Source organism: Aquimarina sp. AD10, assembly GCF_003443715.1.
In the GTDB taxonomy this organism is placed as follows: domain Bacteria; phylum Bacteroidota; class Bacteroidia; order Flavobacteriales; family Flavobacteriaceae; genus Aquimarina; species Aquimarina aggregata.
The window spans coordinates 1962298-1981085 of record NZ_CP031965.1; the positions used below are offsets into that span (position 1 = coordinate 1962298).

An 18788-nucleotide genomic window follows, 5' to 3' on the forward strand; every position below is an offset into this window, starting at 1 on the left:
ATGAATTTTAGAAAAGCTACTATAGCCGATGTACCTATAATTGTGAAAATGATTGCCGATGATGAATTAGGTAAATCCAGAGAGAACTACAAGAATCCTCTTCCTGAACAATATTTAGAAGCTTTTCGAGCCATCGATATTGATCCCCAACAAGAACTTATTGTTGTAGAAAATCAAAACGCAGAGGTCATCGGTACTTTACAATTAACCTTTATTCGATATTTAACGTATCAAGGAGGGATCAGAGCACAAATTGAAGCCGTTAGAATACGAAAAGATCAAAGAGATAAGGGTATCGGAAAAAAAATGTTTGAATGGGTTATAGCAAGAGCTAAACAAAAAGGCGCCCATTTGTTACAACTCACATCAGACAAAAAACGTCCAGAGGCTATACATTTTTATAAAAAACTAGGCTTTAGATCATCTCATGAAGGCATGAAACTTCATTTCTGAACATAACTTTATAAAAAAATTAATATGTGATTTAGGAAAAACGAGTTAAATTCCGATCGTCATCAATCAAAATAAATCATGAAAATAATTAGTACTAGTTTTTTAATTCTTGTTTCATTATTCTCTCATTGTCAAGAGATTTCTAAAGTTCAACCGTTTTTACCAGAAATCATTTCTAAATTTCCAACAGTTAGAGATATTACGATTTCTCCTTCGCAAGATGAAATTTATTTTACTGCGCAGGGGTATTCAGGAGAGCTTTCTACTATTATAAAAGTTGTAAAAAAAGGGGATCAATGGTCTACTCCAGAAGTAGCTCCTTTTTCTGGTCAATATCGTGACCTTGAAGCTATGTTTTCTCCCGATGGATTAAAATTATATTATGTTTCTACACGCCCATTAGATAATCAAAGCACCGAAGCTAAAGATCACGACATATGGTACATAGAACGATCTAGTAAAACTGCTAAATGGTCTAAACCAAAAAACTTAGGAAGCCCAATTAATACTAAAGACGATGAGTTTTATCCTTCTGTAGCTAAAAATGGTAATTTATATTTTACAAGTACTGCTTCAACTTCTAAAGGAAAGGATGATATTTTTATGAGTAGTAAAAAAAATAATCAATATACAAAACCAGTATCATTAACCAGTACTATTAATTCTGAAGGGTATGAATACAATGCCTATGTTGCTCCAGACGAGTCGTTTCTACTATTTGGAGGCTATAAACGTAATGATGGTTTAGGTAGTGGCGATATATATATATCCTATAAAAATAAAGATGGTGATTGGGAACAAGCCAAAAACTTAACTAAAGAAGTAAACTCGGACAAAATGGATTATTGCCCATTTTACGACATAAAAACGCAAACGCTTTACTTTACCAGTAAACGAACAGCTCTCAAAAAACAACTTAATCAACCTAAGACTATAAAACAACTACTCGAAATGATGAATTCATATGAAAATGGTTTAAGTAGAATATATGCTATTCCCATAAAATTTTAATTGTACCAATAGTTAAGTTTACTAGTACCTTATTTACTTTTTTTGCTTAAAAAACAATCAAAAAATTGTATTTTTGCAGGAAAATAAGACCTCTTGCTAAGATTTCTATTTTCTATATTATTATTTGCCTCTTTTGCTATACGGCCAGCTATTCAACTTAGCACGGTTATGTATTATCAGCTTAATATTAATACTATAGTAGAAAAGTATTGTGTAAATAAAGAAAGACCAAAACTAAATTGTAATGGTAAATGTTATTTAATGAGTCAAATGAAGGCTAAAACGCAGCCAACATCAGAAAACTCAAATGCCATTATGATAACAGAAGCATTTATTCCTTTATTTTTTCAAGAAAATACATTTCAATTAGAAAATGTAATAACCAACTTCATAATTATACACAATTGGAAATTAAAACATTTTAATGTTGCTGAAATTTCTAATACCATAGATCACCCTCCCCAGTACCTATAATTTCTTACCTAATTTTCAAAAATTTACTTTGATCAATTTACAGATTCAAAGCATAACTCAATATAATTACTTTCAAGAACTACACTTCTTGTAGTTACTTGAACTATCAAGTGGTGCTTTTAATATAGTAGAATTACTATCTACTTGATACTATATATCATTAAACTAATGAAGAAATATATTTATGCCCTATTTATAGTGGCTACCCATTTTTTTTACGCACAAGAAGAAAATACTAAATGGACTGGTTCAAGACCAGACGGACATGCTCCCATTTCGGTTATGGGAGATCATACACATGGTAAAGGTGAAGTAATGTTTTCATATCGCTATATGTATATGAACATGGAAGACCTAAATAGAGGTAGTGAAAATGTACCCTTCTCAAATGCATTGCGTCCCAATGATGTATACATGGTAACACCTACAAGTATGCCTATGAATATGCATATGCTAGGAATGATGTATGCACCTAGTGATAAAATTACCTTGGTAGCTATGGTAAATTATCTTTCTAGTGAAATGGATCATATCACTGCTATGGGAGGCACATTTACCACAGAATCCTCTGGATTTGGTGATACAAAAATTTCTGCTCTATATAAATTTTTCAATAAAAACAAGCAGCAATTACACGCTCAGGCTGGTATTTCTATACCTACAGGAAGTATTGATAAAATGGACATTATTCCTGCATCAGCTCCAAACCAAGTCATTCTACCCTACCCTATGCAAATTGGTAGTGGTACATGGGACACAGAACTAGCATTAACGTATTTAAAACAATGGAACATAATTTCATATGGCGCCCAGGCTAGAACTACATTACGCATTGGAGAAAATGATAACGAATATCGTTTAGGTAATAAATACAGTTTTAATAATTGGTTAGCAGTTAAAGCTGCAGACTGGTTAAGTTTTTCTGGACGAGTAGAATTGGGTGCCATCGACAAAATTGAAGGAACTAACCCAGCATTAAACCCAATGATGGTGATTACGGCAGATACTGCTAATTCTGGTATGACCTATGCAAATGCAGGTTTAGGCCTTAATCTTTATGCTTTTAAGGGATCTCTAAAAGATTTACGTCTTGGTTTCGAAGCAGCACTCCCATTATTTCAGAATATGAATGGTGTTCAATTAAGGACTAAAGAAACATTAACACTAGGGCTTCAATACGCCCTATAATCTAAAAAAATAATAAAGTCCATGTTTAAAAGGACTTTTTTACAGCATTTAAAATGAAAAATATATCAGCTTTTGCTATTGCTCTATTCATAGGAGTATATAGTTATGCACAACAATCATATGAAGAAAAAGTAGCGGATAGTGTAGCTCTGGACGAAGTTTTGGTAACCTCGGCAAGCAGAGAAATTCAGAAACGATCCGAAGTTCCTGGATCAATAGCTACACTAAATGCTAAAAGTATTAAAGAAACAAAAGCCTTTGGTATTGATCAATTGGTCAATCAAGTTCCAGGTGTATTTATGTCTACATCAAGAGCAGCAAGTAACGAACAACATTTTATGGCCGTTCGCTCTCCTATCTCAACAAAAGCCTTATTCCTTTATTTAGAAGATGGATTACAAATTCGCCCAACATCTGTATTTAATCATAATGCTTTATTAGAGATGAATGATGTTTCTTTTGGACGTATCGAAGTTTTAAAAGGACCGGCATCCAGCATTTATGGTAGTGAAGCTATCGGAGGAAGTTTTAATTTTATTACTAAAAACCCTACAGAAAAACTAAGTGGTAGTATTGGGTTTCAAACCAATGACTTAGGACTAACCCGTTATGAATTCGAAATTTCAGATCAGGTAAGTGATAAACTTGGTTTTTATCTAGGTGGGCAATACGGGCAAAGAGAAGACGGACTAATAGAGCATAGCGATTATGAAAAATTAGCCGTTACCTTAAAAACAGTATATGAATTCTCTCCAACAATCAAATGGACCACTGTTTTTGATATTGTGGATTATCGCTCTGATATGACAGGCTCATTAAGTGAAAATGATTTTAATGGTGGAAACTTTGAAAGTGACCAAACATTTACAGAAAGAGAAGCTATTTCTTTTAGAGTACGAAGCACAGTAGATAAATTCTGGGATGATACCAACAAAACCTCATTTAACTTTATTGTTAGGGATAATAGAATGGATCAAAACCCATCATACAGAATACGACAATTTCGAAATCAAGGACAATTAACAGGCCTTGGTTCTGGAGAATTAAACTCTAATCGTTTTAAGAGTTTTGTAGGATTAGTACAACATAAATTAGATTTCAGTTTTGCTAACTCCTCTTTAATTCTTGGAGCTACAGCAGATTATTCTCCTCAGGATTATAGTGCCGAAACCCTTGATATTATTGTAGATCCAGATACTGGTAGAAATATTGATTTTACTCTTAACTCTGGAGATTTTATCCTAAACTATGAAGCTAACATCTTTAATTACGCAAGTTTTCTTCAGTATGAAATATCGCCTATTGATGCTTTAAAAGTTACCGCAGCACTTCGATATGATGGTTTTGAATACGATTATAACAATCTCGCCGATGGTATTGTTGGTGTAGATGATGCCGTAGATAATTTTAATAATCTAACTCCTAAATTGGGTGCTAATTATAATTTCAATACTAAAACAGGTATCTACGCTAATTATTCTCAAGGGTTTACACCTCCACAAGTATCAACTCTTTATCGTAATCGAAATGAACTTAGAGGAATAAAGCCCAGCCGTTACAATAATTATGAATTAGGTGGTTATTTTACAGTTCCTTCAAAATTAAAAGTAGATGCCGCTATCTATGTTCTTGAAGGAGAAAACACATTAATAACTTTGCGTGATGAAAACGATCAGTTCTTTAATACAAATGCAGGTAAAACCAGGTCTTATGGTGTAGAATATGGCGTTACCTGGTATCCTACAAAAGAGTTATCCTTAACACATAATGGTAGCTATGCAATGCATCGATATGTTGAGTTTTTTGATAGTGGAATTGATTATTCTGATACCGATAGAGAGACCGCTCCTAACCTTTTAGGAACTTCATTACTAACATACCGCAAAGACTTTGAAAATCATTTTGGTTTTAATGTTACTGCCGAACATGAACTTGTAGGATCTTATAATACTAGTTTTGAAAATCAGATAGATAATCAAGATGGCACTTTTGAAACTGCTGAATATGATGGCCATAGTGTTTTTAATCTAAGAACAACTATTTATTATAAAAGCTTCGAAATATGGGGGCATGCACTCAATGTTTTTGATGAGTTATATGCTGCTAGGGCTTCTTTTAATCGATTTAGAGGAGAAAATAGTTTTACAATCGGAAACCCAAGAGCTTTTCACTTTGGGGCCAAGTATAATTTTTAATAAACAACACTAACCCTACAGGTTTTTATAAACTGTGGGGTTAAAAAAAAGATTATGAAAAAAAACGAAAAACTAAATCAATGGCTTTGGAAATGGCATTTTATAGCAGGACTTATTTCTCTTCCATTTATTATTATACTATCTATTACAGGAGCAGTATATCTTTTTAAAGCAGATTACGAAAAGCCAAAACAACTACAGATTAAAGAAGTAACCATACAAGGAAAACCCATACCGTTACAAAAACAATGGGAAATCGCTAATACCAATGCTCAAAAAAAACCAAACAGTATGGTATTATCAACCTATAAAAATCAGGCAACTCAATTTGTATCTGGACGTTTTGGAGGAAAAAGCAGCCTATATATAAACCCATATTCTGGTGAAGTAACTGGTGCTATTACTGCTAAGAAAACCGATATGTATAAAATTCGAAAATTACACGGGGAATTACTAATGGGATCTTTTGGCACTAAAATCATTGAGTTAATAGCCAGTTGGATGATCGTATTGATCATTACTGGAATATATGTATGGTGGCCTGCGAGAGGATGGAATTTAAAAGGTCTTTTTATTCCGCGAATAAAAGCAGGTAAGAGAACTTTTTTTAGGGATTTTCATGCTATTTCTGGGTTTTGGATTTCTGGTTTATTACTACTCATTTTAGCTGGTGGATTACCTTGGACCGATGTTTTTGGTTCAAACTTCAAACAAGTACAAAAAATGACCAATACAGGATATCCTGTAACATGGGAAGGTCGCCAATTAAAATCTAAACCTAGCGGAGAACCAATGACTTTGGATCAAATGGTTAATACCGCAACAGCATTAAAATTACCCGGAATAGTAACCTTGCATTTCCCCAAACACCCTAAGGCTACTTTTAGCGTATCAAATCTAAATCCATCTGATCTAAACAGTCAAAAAAAAATACATTTCGATCAATATTCTGGTAAACAAATTTTAATCAATGATTGGCAAGATGTTGGTATACTTATGCGAGGTCGTATGTGGGTTATGGCATTTCATCAAGGAGAATTTGGTAACTGGAACTGGTGGTTACTCTTTTTTATTGCCATAACATTGGCTGTAATGAGTATCTCTGCTTTAGCTTCTTACTTACTTCGAAAACGTAAAGGTTCTTTTGGAACTCCAAAAATCCACTCTAGATTTAAAGTTGGATATGGTGTTATAATTGCTATTATGGTTCTTGGTATACTATTTCCTTTATTTGGTATTAGTATAATTGCTTTGCTCATCTTTGAATATGTAAAAAAAGTAAAAAGAAATAAAAGTATAGCAGTACAATCTGCTTAATTAACAATATATGACAATAAAGAAAAGTAGAATCGTACGATTAACCCGAAAATGGCACCGATACCTTGGTGTTATTTTAGGAGTTCAGTTTTTATTATGGACTATTGGTGGGCTATATTTTAGTTGGACAACTATTGATGAAATTCGTGGGGATAATCTAAAAAACGAAGTTCCCATATTATCAAAAGATGTAAATTACATTACTCCTACAAATTTTATCAAACAATATTTTAATAGTAGTGATCGAATAACCTCATTAGAATTAACTACTGTTTTAGAACAACCTGTATATCGTATTACGTTTATTAGAAATCACAAAAAGAGTGTAACTCTAATAGACGCCATTACCGGAAAAATACGAAAACCTTTACAAGAAAAAGAAGCTATTCTTGTTGCCAAGAATACCCTAAATGTAGTTGCAGAAATTAAAGATATAGAATACTTAAAAACAACTGGGAATCATCATGAATATCGTAATCGCCCTTTGCCAGCTTATGCGATTTCATTTCAAGAACCCGCAAATACGACCATATATGTATCTACAGAGTATGGAAATGTACAAACATTTAGAAATAATCAATGGCGCATATTTGATTTCTTATGGATGCTTCATACTATGGATTATCAAGAAAGAGATGATTTTAACAACGTAGTATTAAGAGCATTTTCACTTTTCGGAATTTTTACCATTTTATCAGGATTTGGGCTATACCTACTAACATCAAAAACATTTAATCGTAAAAAATCATAAACAACAAAAAAATAAAACATATGCTAACTTACATTTTAATTATAGCGATTCTATTTTGCGTTTTTCAGATCATCTTACAGAGTTATAAAATGAATCAAATAGGTAAACGATACAAAGAAGTTAAGCAACAACAAGATAAAGAAAAGTAATATCTTTACCTTTTATTAAAAAAACAAAATCTTGGTCTAGTATAGCTGTATTAGACAAATTATTTTTGAAAAAAATATTATTATGAAATTACCTATTATATATACTTTGGTATCCGCAGTAATACTACTAACGTCTTGCAATCAACTCTCTAAAGAAGAACAAGAATTTGATGCAATTATGGAAAATGTAATTATAGTTCACGACGAAGTGATGCCCAAAATGACTGAACTAAGTTCTTTAATCAAGAACTTAGACCCCAAAATTGATACTACTGCTGTAGGAAAATCTCATGCTAAAGCTCAGCAGGATCTTAAAGATTCTTATGATTTTATGATGGAATGGATGAGAGATTTTAGTGAGAAGTTTCCGCATACAGAAGAAAAATTAAGTCCTGAAAAAATGGCTTCACAAATGAATCTACTTAAAAAAGAAGAAATTGAAGTTAAACAATTAAGAGATCAAATTAATACCAGTATTGCTAATGCTAAAAGCTTATTAGAAAAGTGATGACATCCCTTTGTTTTGTTATTTATAAAAAAGTTTTACTTTAGCATCTGCAACAAATCATATCATAACCGATGAAAAAATTTATTTTATTAGCCGCAGTAATGCTTATTTCAACCTCTTCTGTATATAGTCAGAAAAAAAAGGATCTTCTTGATGAAATAAACAAATTAAGAAAAGAATTAAAAACTACAGAGGGTGAATTAAACGACTCACGCAAAAAAGAAAAAGCTACAATAACTCGTGTTGAAACTATGGAAGCACAAGTTAAAGATCTTAAGGAAACAAATGCTTCTCTTTTAGCTAATATGGGAAATTTCACAGAACTTTCTAAAAAGAAAGCTCAAAACCTAGAAACCTCATTAAATAGTCTTCAAGAAAAAGATAAACAGCTTAAAACTATCAATGATGCTATTACCAAAAGTGATTCTACAAAATTAGCTACACTAACTGTTCTTAAAAACGCATTAGGAGATCAAGCGAATGCTATTGCTGTTAAAAACGGAAGTGTTTTAATAACACTAGCTAATACTGTCCTATTTGGTGATAATGATAAAAGCTATGCTGTAAGCGCAAAAGCAAAAGGTATCCTAGGTAAAATAGCAACTGCATTAAATGCGAAACCAGATTTAAAAGTTATTGTTGAAGGTAACAGTAACGCTCTTAATATTAAAGACAAGAGTATCACCGATAACTGGGATCTTAGTGCTAAACAAGCCGCTGCAGTAGTTAGAACTTTACAAAATGATTTTAAAGTAGATCCAAAAAGAATGGAAGTTCTTGGGAAAAGTGAATATGGTTCTCAAAGTATCGAAACTGCAACAAGAATCATTATTGATGCAAAATTTGATGAATTTTATAGTCTTGTAAAAGAGAACATGAAAAACGGGTCTAAAGAATAATAACATAATAAATACATTATATATGAATCCGATCAAAATGATCGGATTTTTTTATTCTCAAAATAACATTTAATCTTATAAACTGACTATACCAACAGTATAACCATAAATACTATACCTTTAAATCAGTAGTGATTAATTTGTTAGTTTTTATAAAATTAAGAGTACGTTTTAAAGCTATCACAAAAGCGGATCAAAACAATCTAATTTCATTTTTTTTTCGTAACTTAATGAAATACAGACCATAAACCTCTCAATCATGAAAACCTTATTATTGATTCTATTCGGGATGTGTTCTTTTCTAACTTTTATACAAAAGAACGATACCCCCTCTACCGAGCCGTATAACCTTGAAGGTGTTTGGGAACTTAAACATCAATTCCTTTATGAAGACAATCAAATAACAGATACCGTTTTTAACCAAAATGGGTATCGCCAGGTAAAAATGTATAGTAAAGGAAAAGTGATGTGGACTCGATTTGATCCTAAAGATAATAACGAATGGTTTGGATATGGCACATATACCATTAAAGGTAATATTCTTGAAGAACGCTTAGAATATGCCTCTGGACCAATGATGAAGATTGTAGATACAACTCAAGTATTTAGGTTTGAAATAGTAATGGGATCTAATTCATATCAACAAATTGATATCGATGAGGAAGGACATCATTCATTAGCCGAAAATTATGATATGATTAAGTAAACTACCCTGGGGCATCTATTAGAAAAATATTTTGATTTAAAGATAAGTCTCTATTAGTAGTTACATCTCGATTATCGAGTAAAAAACAATCTGCAAGTATTATTACGATCAGGATGAAAAAATGAATAGGGCATATATCGTGTCCTTATTCGTTTTTTATATACCATCTAGATCCTTTTCTTATATATTCTAAATTATCTAATTTTATAGATCTTGTTAATTTAAAAGCATCTAAAAATATCGTTTCTATACTAGCTATTGTTTTTGGTTGTTGGTGATTATTGAAAGAAAAAACTCCCTTATTTAATACCAAAACATTATTTCTATGATCTCTGATTTGTATACAATGAGCTACCAGAGCTTTTTGTATATATTCTTTAATCATATTCTCATCAATTTTCATTTTATAATAACTATTTACAATTCTTGTCTTCCCTTTTAATGCAGAAGAGCAAAATTACTAATAGTTATAAATTAAAAGCTGTGGAAACCCATAATTATCAATTTTTTACGATTAAAATCTATAAAACATAGTGTAACTTAGTTTAATAAAGACCTCATCATCTAAATGGTATATTATTATCTTAACAATCTAAATGATTTTACTTGTTCTTCTGGTAATTCTTTACGGTTATAAGTAGTATCAAATCTAGGGTCAGATACATATGGCATGCGTTCTTGTTTCAAAACTTCGATACTTAAAAAATCAAATTCAGAAACTACTTTACCTGTAATACGATAGATTCCTTTTCCTCTAAAAGGGTATCTTTTGGCCACCGGCGGAAAATGTACCGTATCTATCCATTCTCCTTTCTGATCCAAGAATGTTCCAAAAAACATACGATCTCCTTTAGCAGTACCCGTATTTTTAACCGTGACTAAATATCCATAAATCACAATAATTTTGTTTAGATATAATTCTAAATCCGTACTCACCAAATTACTTGTAGTTGGAGATTCCAACAATATAAAAGGGTCATACAGTGTGAAATTTAAGAGCTCTAATTGATCAAAAGCACTTTCTAGCTTTGTAATTGTAAATTTAGGTAGTGTAAAATCTTTACTATGTATTTTAAAAAGTTGCCCTTGAGATTCATTAGCCGCAATATGATTACATTTATAATGAGCTTCCCATAACAAACTTCTTTTATCTTTTCCTAAGGTTCTAAATGCATTTACACGAATAAGAATATCCAATTGCTCTATAGAAAGTGGTACACGCTCCATAAAATCATCAAGCGTTGTAAATAAGCGATGTACTCTAGCATTCATGATTTTTAACATTGTTCGCTTCTCAAGACCTTGTAAATGCTGAAAACCTAAATAAATTTCTTTTTTAATAATCGTAGTATCTATTGAACTTGTATTGATACAAGGAGGATAAATTATTGCACCGTGTATTCGTGCCTCATGCAAATATGTTTCTACGCGATAAAACCCTCCTCCATTATTAATTGTGGCTACCATATATTCTAAAGGATAATAGCATTTTAAAAATAGACTTTGATATGATTCTACTGCATAAGATGCAGAGTGCCCTTTGGCAAAAGCATATCCCGCAAAACTTTCTATCTGGCGCCATACTTCAAAAATTACCTCATCTGCTTCTCCTTTTTCTCTACAGTTGGCTATAAATTTATCTCTTACAGCCTGAAATTCTTCTCGTGAGCGATATTTACCACTCATTCCTCTACGTAATACATCGGCCTCTCCTAAATCAAGTCCTGCATAATGATGTGCTACTTTAATTACATCTTCTTGGTATACCATTACACCATAAGTATCTGGCATAATATCCCACAATACGGGGTGAGCTTGTTTTCTACGTTCAGGATTTTTGTGTCGCAAAATATATTCACGCATCATTCCGCTTTTTGCAACTCCTGGACGTATAATAGAACTTGCAGCTACTAGTGTTAAATAGTCACGTACTCCTAACTTTTTTAATAACATACGCATGGCAGGAGATTCTACATAAAAACATCCAATACACTTAGCCTTCTCGATCATTGCATTGATTTTTGCATCTTTAAAAAAAGGTTTTGCATTATGAATATTAGGTAAGATAACATCTGGGTGGTTTTCTTTAATAATGGCAATAGCATCTTTTATTTTTCCTAGTCCTCGCTGTCCTAATATATCAAACTTATATAGCCCAACATCTTCGGCAATATGCATATCAAATTGAACTGTTGGAAATCCTTTAGGCGGTAAGTGGGTTGCCGAAAAATAATGAATAGGTTTCTCTGAAATAAGAATTCCAGCCGCATGAATACTAATATAATTAGGTTTTCCATGTAAATATTGGGCATACTGAAGGACTAGTTTTGAGAGTTGATCTAGTTTCTGTATATCATATTTACCATCACTTAGCTTATCTATTTCGTGCTTAGGCAATCCAAATACTTTTCCTAATTCTCGTACTGCTCCACTATGTTTAAAAGTTACATAAGCTCCTAATAGTGCCGCTTGTCCTTTATTTCCAAAAGTTTCAAAAATAAAACGTGTTACATCTTCTCGATCCCAGGTAGAAAAATCAATATCAAAATCTGGAGGACTAGCTCTATATAGATTCATAAAACGTTCAAAATATAAATCCAACTCTATGGGATCTACATCTGTAATCTCTAGTAAATAAGCTACAATACTATTGGCTCCGCTCCCCCGACCTACATGATAATAATCTTTAGATTTTGCATATTGAATAATTTTCCAATTAATTAAAAAAAAGCTTACAAAATCTTGTTGTTTAATTAATTTTAGTTCTTTTTTTAAACGTTCTCGTATCTCATGAGTTATATCATTTCCATATCGATTAGGAAGCCCTATTTCACATAATTTAACTAGTTTTTTATAATCTTCATCGACGCTATTAAAAACTGTCTTTAAGTTTTGGTTTTTTCTATTCTCTAAAAAATCAAAACCAATAGTACATTCTTTAAGTAATTGTTCTGTATTTTGTAAAATATGAGGATACTCTCCAAAAGCTTTTCGAATAACCTCTAAGGGGTACATTTTATCTTCTGGACTACCTTGTTGGGATACTGATAATTTACTTAACAATGTATTTGTATCTATCGCACGCAACAACCGATGTGTATTAAAATCTCGTTTATTTCGAAACGTAACCGAATGTAGGACTACTAATTTATGTTTAAACTCACTAAGTTTTGAAAACCGTAATTTATTAATATCATTAAGCCCTACTCCTATATACTCATGAGGTAAAAAGGTAAGCTTATCCAATGCCAATAACTGCTCAAAAGGATAAATTACAATACTGTGCTTAAATGCTGGTGATTCTTCTGGAAAAGCTATACTCTCATGTAAATGTGTAGAGAGAAAAGTATTAAGTTCCTCAAAACCTGCATTATTTTTAGCAAGACAGGTGTAGCATTGTTGAGCATCATTGCGAAAGTCAATCCCTACAATAGGCTTAATATTATATGAAGGAGCTTTTCTGATAAAGTTTAGACATGCAGAGGTAGTATTAATATCTGTTAAAGGAAAACGATCACAACCATACTCTTGAGCCATTGTCAATAGTTCTACTTCTGATATGGTACCATAGCGTAAACTATAGTAAGAATGGTTATTTAGGTACATTTTTTATATTTTATAATATAATTGTTTATTGAGTTCTATGTGCTAGAACAATAGGTGGTTCTCCATTAAAAGGGTTTGTAAAGTTTCCGATAGTACGTGCTCCTTCTCCCATAGTAGCCGCACGCATAATACTTCTATCTCCATAGCGAGTTCGTATGGCATCCATAGCTGTGTATAAGTTTACCGTTTTCTTTTCATCATCAAATAAATTAATTTGATATGTTCCTGTAGTTAAGCTACTATACCGTACTCCTACAAGACGTATTAATAGTCTTCTGCTAAATAGTGTATCAAAAAGCTGCATCACAACAGGTATTAAATGATGATCTGCAGAGGTATAAGGTATTTTAAGTTGTTTTGAATAGGTCTGAAAGTCTGAATATCGAATCTTAACGGTCACGCAAGAAGTAAGTTTTCCTCCGCGTCGTAACTGAAAAGCCAGATTTTCTGCCATAGCTGTAATTGTGGTTTTAAGTGTAGTAATATCGATAGTATCCTGACCATAAGTACGTTCACTAGAAATTGATTTACGCTCATGATATGCTACTATAGGAGTATGATCGATTCCATTAGCTCGTTGCCAGATCATACGGCCGTTCTTACCAAATACCGAAGTCATCATTTCTACAGGCATCTGTTGTACTGCATGAACATTTTTAATCCCCATATTACAGAAAGTACGATAGGTCTTCTCCCCTACCATTGGTATTTTTTTAATTGATAAAGGTGCTAAAAATGCTTTTTCGTAACCTGTATCTACTTTTAATTGATTATTTGGTTTTGCTTCATTAGTAGCAACTTTAGAAACGGTCTTATTCACCGATAGCCCAAAAGAGATGGGCAAGCCTGATTCTCGAGTAATTGTATTACGTAATTCTGAAGCAAACTTATAGCATCCAAAAAAACGATCCATACCTGTAAGATCGGCATAAAATTCATCTACACTAGCTTTTTCTAATACAGGCACTTCACTTTGTAAAATTTCTGTCACTTGTTTAGAAAATTTAGTGTAAGTACCTGCATTACCTCGTATGTAAATAGCATTGGGACAAAGTTGCCTAGCCATTTTCATAGGCATTCCAGAATGCACACCATATGCTCTGGTTTCATAACTAGCCGCACTAACTACTCCTCGGTCTCCAGTTCCACCCACAATGACAGGTTTATTATTTAACCTGCTATCTAAAAGACGTTCACAAGAAACAAAAAAGGTATCTAGATCAAAGTGTACGATGGTAGTATTCATAACGATTCCTTTTTAAGTGTATAAACTTTTATTTCCCTATGTTAAAGATGCCATATGCTCGTACTATCATGAGATACTATTATAAACCAATCAGAAAATATTTTTCCCGGATATTTTCTAAAATCTATGACAGTATTATTTATAGATTTTGAGTTAAACAATTTAGACTTTCCTTAACATTACAAAACTACTATAAAAAAATGAATTAATGGAATTATTCCTAAATTTAGGAATAATTCCATTATCATGATTATTTATAAAACCATAACTATTTCTTAATAGAGGTATCAATAGCAAAATTTTGGTTTGACTGTACGCCAAATCTTTTGTATTTTGTTAGGGATTCTTTGTTTTAATAGAAGGATAATGATCTAGAGAATTGTAAATCAAGTACATATTTACAATTTCCACACCTTATGATAGAGATCATCTATAGTAACCTAATTTAAATATATAACAAATCTATAGAACTAAACATGTATTTCAGTAAGTTTGGTTATATCAAAACGTAAAAATCAATAAACGTCAATAAAATCAATTTAAACATGGATAATCATCACAGTCACCAAGGGGGTGATATAAGCAATTGCCCATTTATGGGAGGTACTCAAAGACAAACAGCTGGGAACGGTACGAGAAATCGTGACTGGTGGCCTAATGAATTAAAGTTAAATATCCTTCGTCAAAATGCTACTAAATCTGATCCTCTAGGAGAAGATTTTGACTATGCAGCTGCATTTAATAGTATTGACTTTGCAGAGCTTAAAAAAGATGTAGTAGAATTAATGACGACATCTCAAGATTGGTGGCCTGCAGATTACGGGCATTACGGTCCTTTTATGGTACGTATGGCTTGGCATAGTGCTGGAACTTATCGTGTTGGTGATGGTAGAGGAGGCGCAGGTTCTGGAACACAACGTTTTGCCCCGTTGAACAGTTGGCCAGATAACGGAAACTTAGATAAAGCACGTTTATTATTATGGCCTGTAAAACAAAAATATGGAAACAAAATCTCGTGGGCAGATTTAATGATTCTTGCGGGTAACTGTGCTATGGAATCTATGGGGTTCAAAACTTTTGGTTTTGCTGGTGGTCGTGAAGATGTTTGGGAGCCAGAACAAGATATTTATTGGGGATCTGAAACAGAATGGTTAGGAAATGAAGAACGTTATGAAGATGGTGATCTAGAAGGACATTTAGGAGCTGTTCATATGGGATTAATATATGTAAACCCAGAAGGACCTAATGGAAACCCTGATCCTGTAAAATCTGGTCAAGATATTAGAGAAACATTTGGTCGTATGGCCATGAATGATGAAGAAACTGTTGCGCTAACCGCTGGTGGGCATACTTTTGGTAAAGCTCATGGGGCAGCTGATCCAGATAAATATGTAGGCGCAGAACCAGCAGGTGCTCCTATTGAAGAAATGAGTACCGGGTGGAAAAACACATTTGGTACAGGAGTTTTAGATGATGCCATTACTAGTGGTCTAGAAGGTGCCTGGACTCCTAATCCTATACAGTGGGATCATGACTATTTTGATGTACTATTAAACTATGATTGGGAATTAACAAAAAGTCCAGCAGGTGCACACCAATGGACACCAACAGCGGCATCTAATGCTAAAATGGCACCAAAAGCCGGAGACGCATCTGGAAAACAAGCATTAATGATGACTACTGCTGATATGGCGCTTAAAGCAGATCCTGCTTATTTAGAAATTTCTAAACGTTTTCATAAAGATCATAAAGCTTTTGAAGATGCTTTTGCTAGAGCTTGGTTTAAATTAACACATCGAGATATGGGACCTAGAGCTTTATATTTAGGACCAGAAGTTCCTAAAGAAGAATTAATCTGGCAAGACCCTATCCCTGCAACAAATAATAAACTAGGTGATGCTGATATTGCTTCATTAAAAAAGATGATTCTTGCTTCTGGACTTACTGTATCACAATTAGTAACTACAGCATGGGCTTCTGCTTCAACTTTTAGAGGTTCTGATAAACGTGGTGGAGCTAATGGTGGTCGAATTCGTTTAGCACCTCAAAAAAATTGGGAAGCTAATAACCCTCAAGAACTTGCTAAAGTATTAGCAATATATGAAGGTATACAAAATGATTTTAACGGTACCGTTTCTATTGCTGATCTAATTGTATTAGGAGGATCTGTAGGAGTTGAACAAGCAGCAAGTAATGCTGGTCATAATGTGAGTGTACCTTTTACCCCTGGAAGAGGTGATGCTACACAAGAACAAACAGATTTAGAATCTTTTGCACATCTTGAACCTAAAGCAGATGGTTTTAGAAATTACTTGCAAAATAATTTAAGCCTAGCAGCAGAAGAATTACTGGTTGATCGTGCACAATTATTAACACTTTCGATACCAGAAATGACAGCTCTTGTTGGAGGATTAAGAGTAATAGGTGCTAATTATGACGGTTCTAATCATGGTGTATTTACCGATAATGTTGGTGCCCTTTCTAATGATTTTTTCGTTAATCTATTAGATTTTGCTACAACATGGGCAGCGACCTCAGATAATGATGCAATATTCGAAGGACGTGATCGTAAAACAGGAATCGTAAAATGGACTGGAACCAGAGCAGATTTAATTTTTGGTTCAAATACCGAACTTAGAGCTGTTGCCGAAGTTTATGGTTCTAATGATGCTAAAGAAAAATTTGTACATGATTTTATTGCAGCATGGACAAAAGTAATGAATCTTGACCGTTTTGATTTGGCATAAATCAAACAGAACAAGATCAACATATAGTTACTGTTTTAAAAAAGGTGGTTCCAATTTGGACCACCTTTTTTATTTTTCATGTTGACTAGTATTAAATAATTTTTACTAGTTTTTATTAGATCAAATTTACCATTAATCGAAACCGAGCTAACCACTAAATTAATTTCAGGAATTTTCAAGTAACACAATATAAATGCACCTTAATGAAAAGAGAATAACACTTCATACATATCACGGTTTTTTATTTTTTGTAAAACTCTAGTTTTAACCAAATTAATTTAAAACCATACTACAATGAAAATCAACTTATTAAAAACTCGCTATTTACTAATGGCAACATCTTTTTTATTAATCCTTAATTCTTGTGAAACAGAGGATACTATAAATCAAGAAGAGATGAATACAACTACTATAGCACTAAACGAAACACAACTTAATGCATTAAAACTAAATGGCATTACTCCCGAAAGTAATATTGTAGAAGAATTTAAAGAGACTATTCTTGGAGAATCTATCGAAGGTTTATTAATATCGGATAACTTTATTTCGTACAAAGAGCTGGACCAGATGATAGAAAACACAGATCAAAAACTATTCTTTAATAAAAGTAGAATAACCTTACCTAAAAAAGGTAAAAGAATGATCACTGTTGGTGTGGTTACTTCGGGTTCGCAAGGTTTAGACAATAAACAACGAAATGCAGCACAAACAGTAATCCATCGTTATAAATCATTAAACTTGAAAAAAATAGATTTTAGAATCTTAATTGGAGTAAATAATTTTGGAAATACACGTCCTGACATCGTTATCATATCTAGTGATAGTTTTACTAGTGGTGGTTTTGATGGTAGAGCAAGATTTCCTGAAAACGGAAACCCAGGAGATCTTATTGGTATTAATACAAGAACACAAGGGTCTAATTGGCCACAATCAGAACTTGTATCTTTAATTATGCATGAACTTGGCCACGCAATAGGGTTTGTACATGCAGATTATAAAACAAGAAGAAGTTGTATTCCTTTTGGTTTAGAAGATGCAGGAGATTTTAGTGATAACCAAGTAGATTTAATCCCTGGTACTAACTCTAGTGGCGATTATATCAATTCTATTATGAGAGCATGTAATTTTTATGCTATCGGTGATTTTACTGCAGAAGATAAAAAAGCTATGAGAAGAGCCTATAACGGACAATCTTTTTAATAGGTACACATTCATACCATTTGTGATCCAAATTAAATAACAAATTTATTAAATGCCCCACTAATTTAATCCAAAATTAGTGGGGCATTATTATTTCATATAGTTAATGATACGAAGAGTTTTATCATCACAATTTTCTACTTCATAATATACAACTTAGACCATAAGTTTCTTAAAATTAAATTTCAATTTAAAAAGCAAAAAAACCAACACCTATAATATGGAAAACGCGTATCACCAAAGTCACTTAAACATCAATAAAATAAGGGTATACCGGTGCAATAAGATGAAATATTTTTAAGGGAATTTTCCCCTAATTTAGTATAAACCTTATGAAA

The 18788-nt window shown here is 32.7% G+C and carries 15 protein-coding genes; 12 read left to right on the top strand and 3 right to left on the bottom strand.

The window, feature by feature from the left end:
• The 10 genes from D1816_RS08305 (at position 1) to D1816_RS08350 (ending at position 9651) form a co-directional block, all read left to right on the top strand.
• Positions 1 to 453 carry a GNAT family N-acetyltransferase gene (locus D1816_RS08305; RefSeq protein ID WP_118502166.1) on the top strand — a complete coding sequence of 151 codons (453 nt, stop codon included), beginning with the start codon at positions 1 to 3 and terminating at the stop codon, positions 451 to 453.
• A 78-nt stretch (positions 454 to 531) separates the two neighbouring features.
• Positions 532 to 1464, top strand: a complete 933-nt coding sequence (locus D1816_RS08310; RefSeq protein WP_118502168.1) for a PD40 domain-containing protein — start codon at positions 532 to 534, stop codon at positions 1462 to 1464.
• Between the two features lie 93 nt (positions 1465 to 1557).
• Complete coding sequence (locus D1816_RS08315; protein ID WP_147405032.1) at positions 1558 to 1938, top strand: hypothetical protein; 381 nt, start codon at positions 1558 to 1560, stop codon at positions 1936 to 1938.
• Between the two features lie 168 nt (positions 1939 to 2106).
• Positions 2107 to 3126: a transporter gene (locus D1816_RS08320; protein WP_118502170.1), complete on the top strand. Its 1020-nt coding sequence runs from the start codon at positions 2107 to 2109 to the stop codon at positions 3124 to 3126.
• A gap of 53 nt (positions 3127 to 3179) precedes the next feature.
• Positions 3180 to 5321 (top strand): TonB-dependent receptor, encoded by a 2142-nt coding sequence (locus D1816_RS08325; RefSeq protein ID WP_118502172.1) that lies wholly within the window; start codon positions 3180 to 3182, stop codon positions 5319 to 5321.
• A gap of 54 nt (positions 5322 to 5375) precedes the next feature.
• Positions 5376 to 6638, top strand: coding sequence for a PepSY domain-containing protein (locus tag D1816_RS08330; protein WP_118502174.1), 1263 nt, complete (start codon positions 5376 to 5378; stop codon positions 6636 to 6638).
• Positions 6639 to 6648: 10 nt separating this feature from the next.
• Positions 6649 to 7389: a PepSY domain-containing protein gene (locus D1816_RS08335; RefSeq protein ID WP_199729934.1), complete on the top strand. Its 741-nt coding sequence runs from the start codon at positions 6649 to 6651 to the stop codon at positions 7387 to 7389.
• A 231-nt stretch (positions 7390 to 7620) separates the two neighbouring features.
• Entirely contained in the window at positions 7621 to 8046 is a 426-nt protein-coding gene (locus D1816_RS08340) for a hypothetical protein (protein ID WP_082832568.1), read from the top strand.
• A 71-nt stretch (positions 8047 to 8117) separates the two neighbouring features.
• Positions 8118 to 8945, top strand: coding sequence for an OmpA family protein (locus D1816_RS08345; protein ID WP_066318567.1), 828 nt, complete (start codon positions 8118 to 8120; stop codon positions 8943 to 8945).
• A gap of 259 nt (positions 8946 to 9204) precedes the next feature.
• Positions 9205 to 9651, top strand: a complete 447-nt coding sequence (locus tag D1816_RS08350) for a hypothetical protein (protein WP_066318568.1) — start codon at positions 9205 to 9207, stop codon at positions 9649 to 9651.
• Between the two features lie 145 nt (positions 9652 to 9796).
• Here D1816_RS08350 and D1816_RS08355 read toward each other — a convergent pair whose 3' ends face one another.
• The 3 genes from D1816_RS08355 to dinB all read right to left on the bottom strand — a co-directional run bounded on the left by D1816_RS08355 (position 9797) and on the right by dinB (position 14503).
• A complete protein-coding gene (locus D1816_RS08355; protein WP_066318570.1) occupies positions 9797 to 10054 on the bottom strand; it encodes a hypothetical protein in 258 nt (85 codons plus the stop codon).
• A 176-nt stretch (positions 10055 to 10230) separates the two neighbouring features.
• On the bottom strand, positions 10231 to 13257 hold the full coding sequence (locus tag D1816_RS08360; RefSeq protein WP_118502176.1) for a DNA polymerase III subunit alpha: 3027 nt from the start codon (positions 13255 to 13257) through the stop codon (positions 10231 to 10233).
• A 25-nt stretch (positions 13258 to 13282) separates the two neighbouring features.
• Positions 13283 to 14503: a DNA polymerase IV gene (gene dinB, locus D1816_RS08365; RefSeq protein ID WP_118502178.1), complete on the bottom strand. Its 1221-nt coding sequence runs from the start codon at positions 14501 to 14503 to the stop codon at positions 13283 to 13285.
• Positions 14504 to 15048: 545 nt separating this feature from the next.
• Here dinB and katG point away from each other — a divergent pair.
• Both katG and D1816_RS08375 read left to right on the top strand, forming a co-directional pair.
• The gene (katG, locus tag D1816_RS08370; protein ID WP_118502180.1) at positions 15049 to 17250 is read left to right on the top strand and encodes a catalase/peroxidase HPI; all 2202 of its coding nucleotides are present in this window, start codon (positions 15049 to 15051) and stop codon (positions 17248 to 17250) included.
• Between the two features lie 294 nt (positions 17251 to 17544).
• Positions 17545 to 18450 carry a M57 family metalloprotease gene (locus tag D1816_RS08375; RefSeq protein ID WP_066318579.1) on the top strand — a complete coding sequence of 302 codons (906 nt, stop codon included), beginning with the start codon at positions 17545 to 17547 and terminating at the stop codon, positions 18448 to 18450.
• The last annotated feature ends 338 nt before the right edge of the window (positions 18451 to 18788 follow it).

Bases quoted from the DNA above. Each gene is read 5' to 3' on its own strand.
- D1816_RS08320 (WP_118502170.1), top strand. From the start codon at position 2,107: ATGAAGAAATATATTTATGCCCTATTTATAGTGGCTACCCATTTTTTT.
- D1816_RS08330 (WP_118502174.1), top strand. From the start codon at position 5,376: ATGAAAAAAAACGAAAAACTAAATCAATGGCTTTGGAAATGGCATTTT.
- D1816_RS08375 (WP_066318579.1), top strand. From the start codon at position 17,545: ATGAAAATCAACTTATTAAAAACTCGCTATTTACTAATGGCAACATCT.
- D1816_RS08355 (WP_066318570.1), bottom strand. From the start codon at position 10,054: ATGAAAATTGATGAGAATATGATTAAAGAATATATACAAAAAGCTCTG.
- katG (WP_118502180.1), top strand. From the start codon at position 15,049: ATGGATAATCATCACAGTCACCAAGGGGGTGATATAAGCAATTGCCCA.
- D1816_RS08340 (WP_082832568.1), top strand. From the start codon at position 7,621: ATGAAATTACCTATTATATATACTTTGGTATCCGCAGTAATACTACTA.
- D1816_RS08325 (WP_118502172.1), top strand. From the start codon at position 3,180: ATGAAAAATATATCAGCTTTTGCTATTGCTCTATTCATAGGAGTATAT.
- D1816_RS08350 (WP_066318568.1), top strand. From the start codon at position 9,205: ATGAAAACCTTATTATTGATTCTATTCGGGATGTGTTCTTTTCTAACT.
- D1816_RS08335 (WP_199729934.1), top strand. From the start codon at position 6,649: ATGACAATAAAGAAAAGTAGAATCGTACGATTAACCCGAAAATGGCAC.
- D1816_RS08305 (WP_118502166.1), top strand. From the start codon at position 1: ATGAATTTTAGAAAAGCTACTATAGCCGATGTACCTATAATTGTGAAA.
- D1816_RS08345 (WP_066318567.1), top strand. From the start codon at position 8,118: ATGAAAAAATTTATTTTATTAGCCGCAGTAATGCTTATTTCAACCTCT.
- D1816_RS08310 (WP_118502168.1), top strand. From the start codon at position 532: ATGAAAATAATTAGTACTAGTTTTTTAATTCTTGTTTCATTATTCTCT.
- dinB (WP_118502178.1), bottom strand. From the start codon at position 14,503: ATGAATACTACCATCGTACACTTTGATCTAGATACCTTTTTTGTTTCT.
- D1816_RS08360 (WP_118502176.1), bottom strand. From the start codon at position 13,257: ATGTACCTAAATAACCATTCTTACTATAGTTTACGCTATGGTACCATA.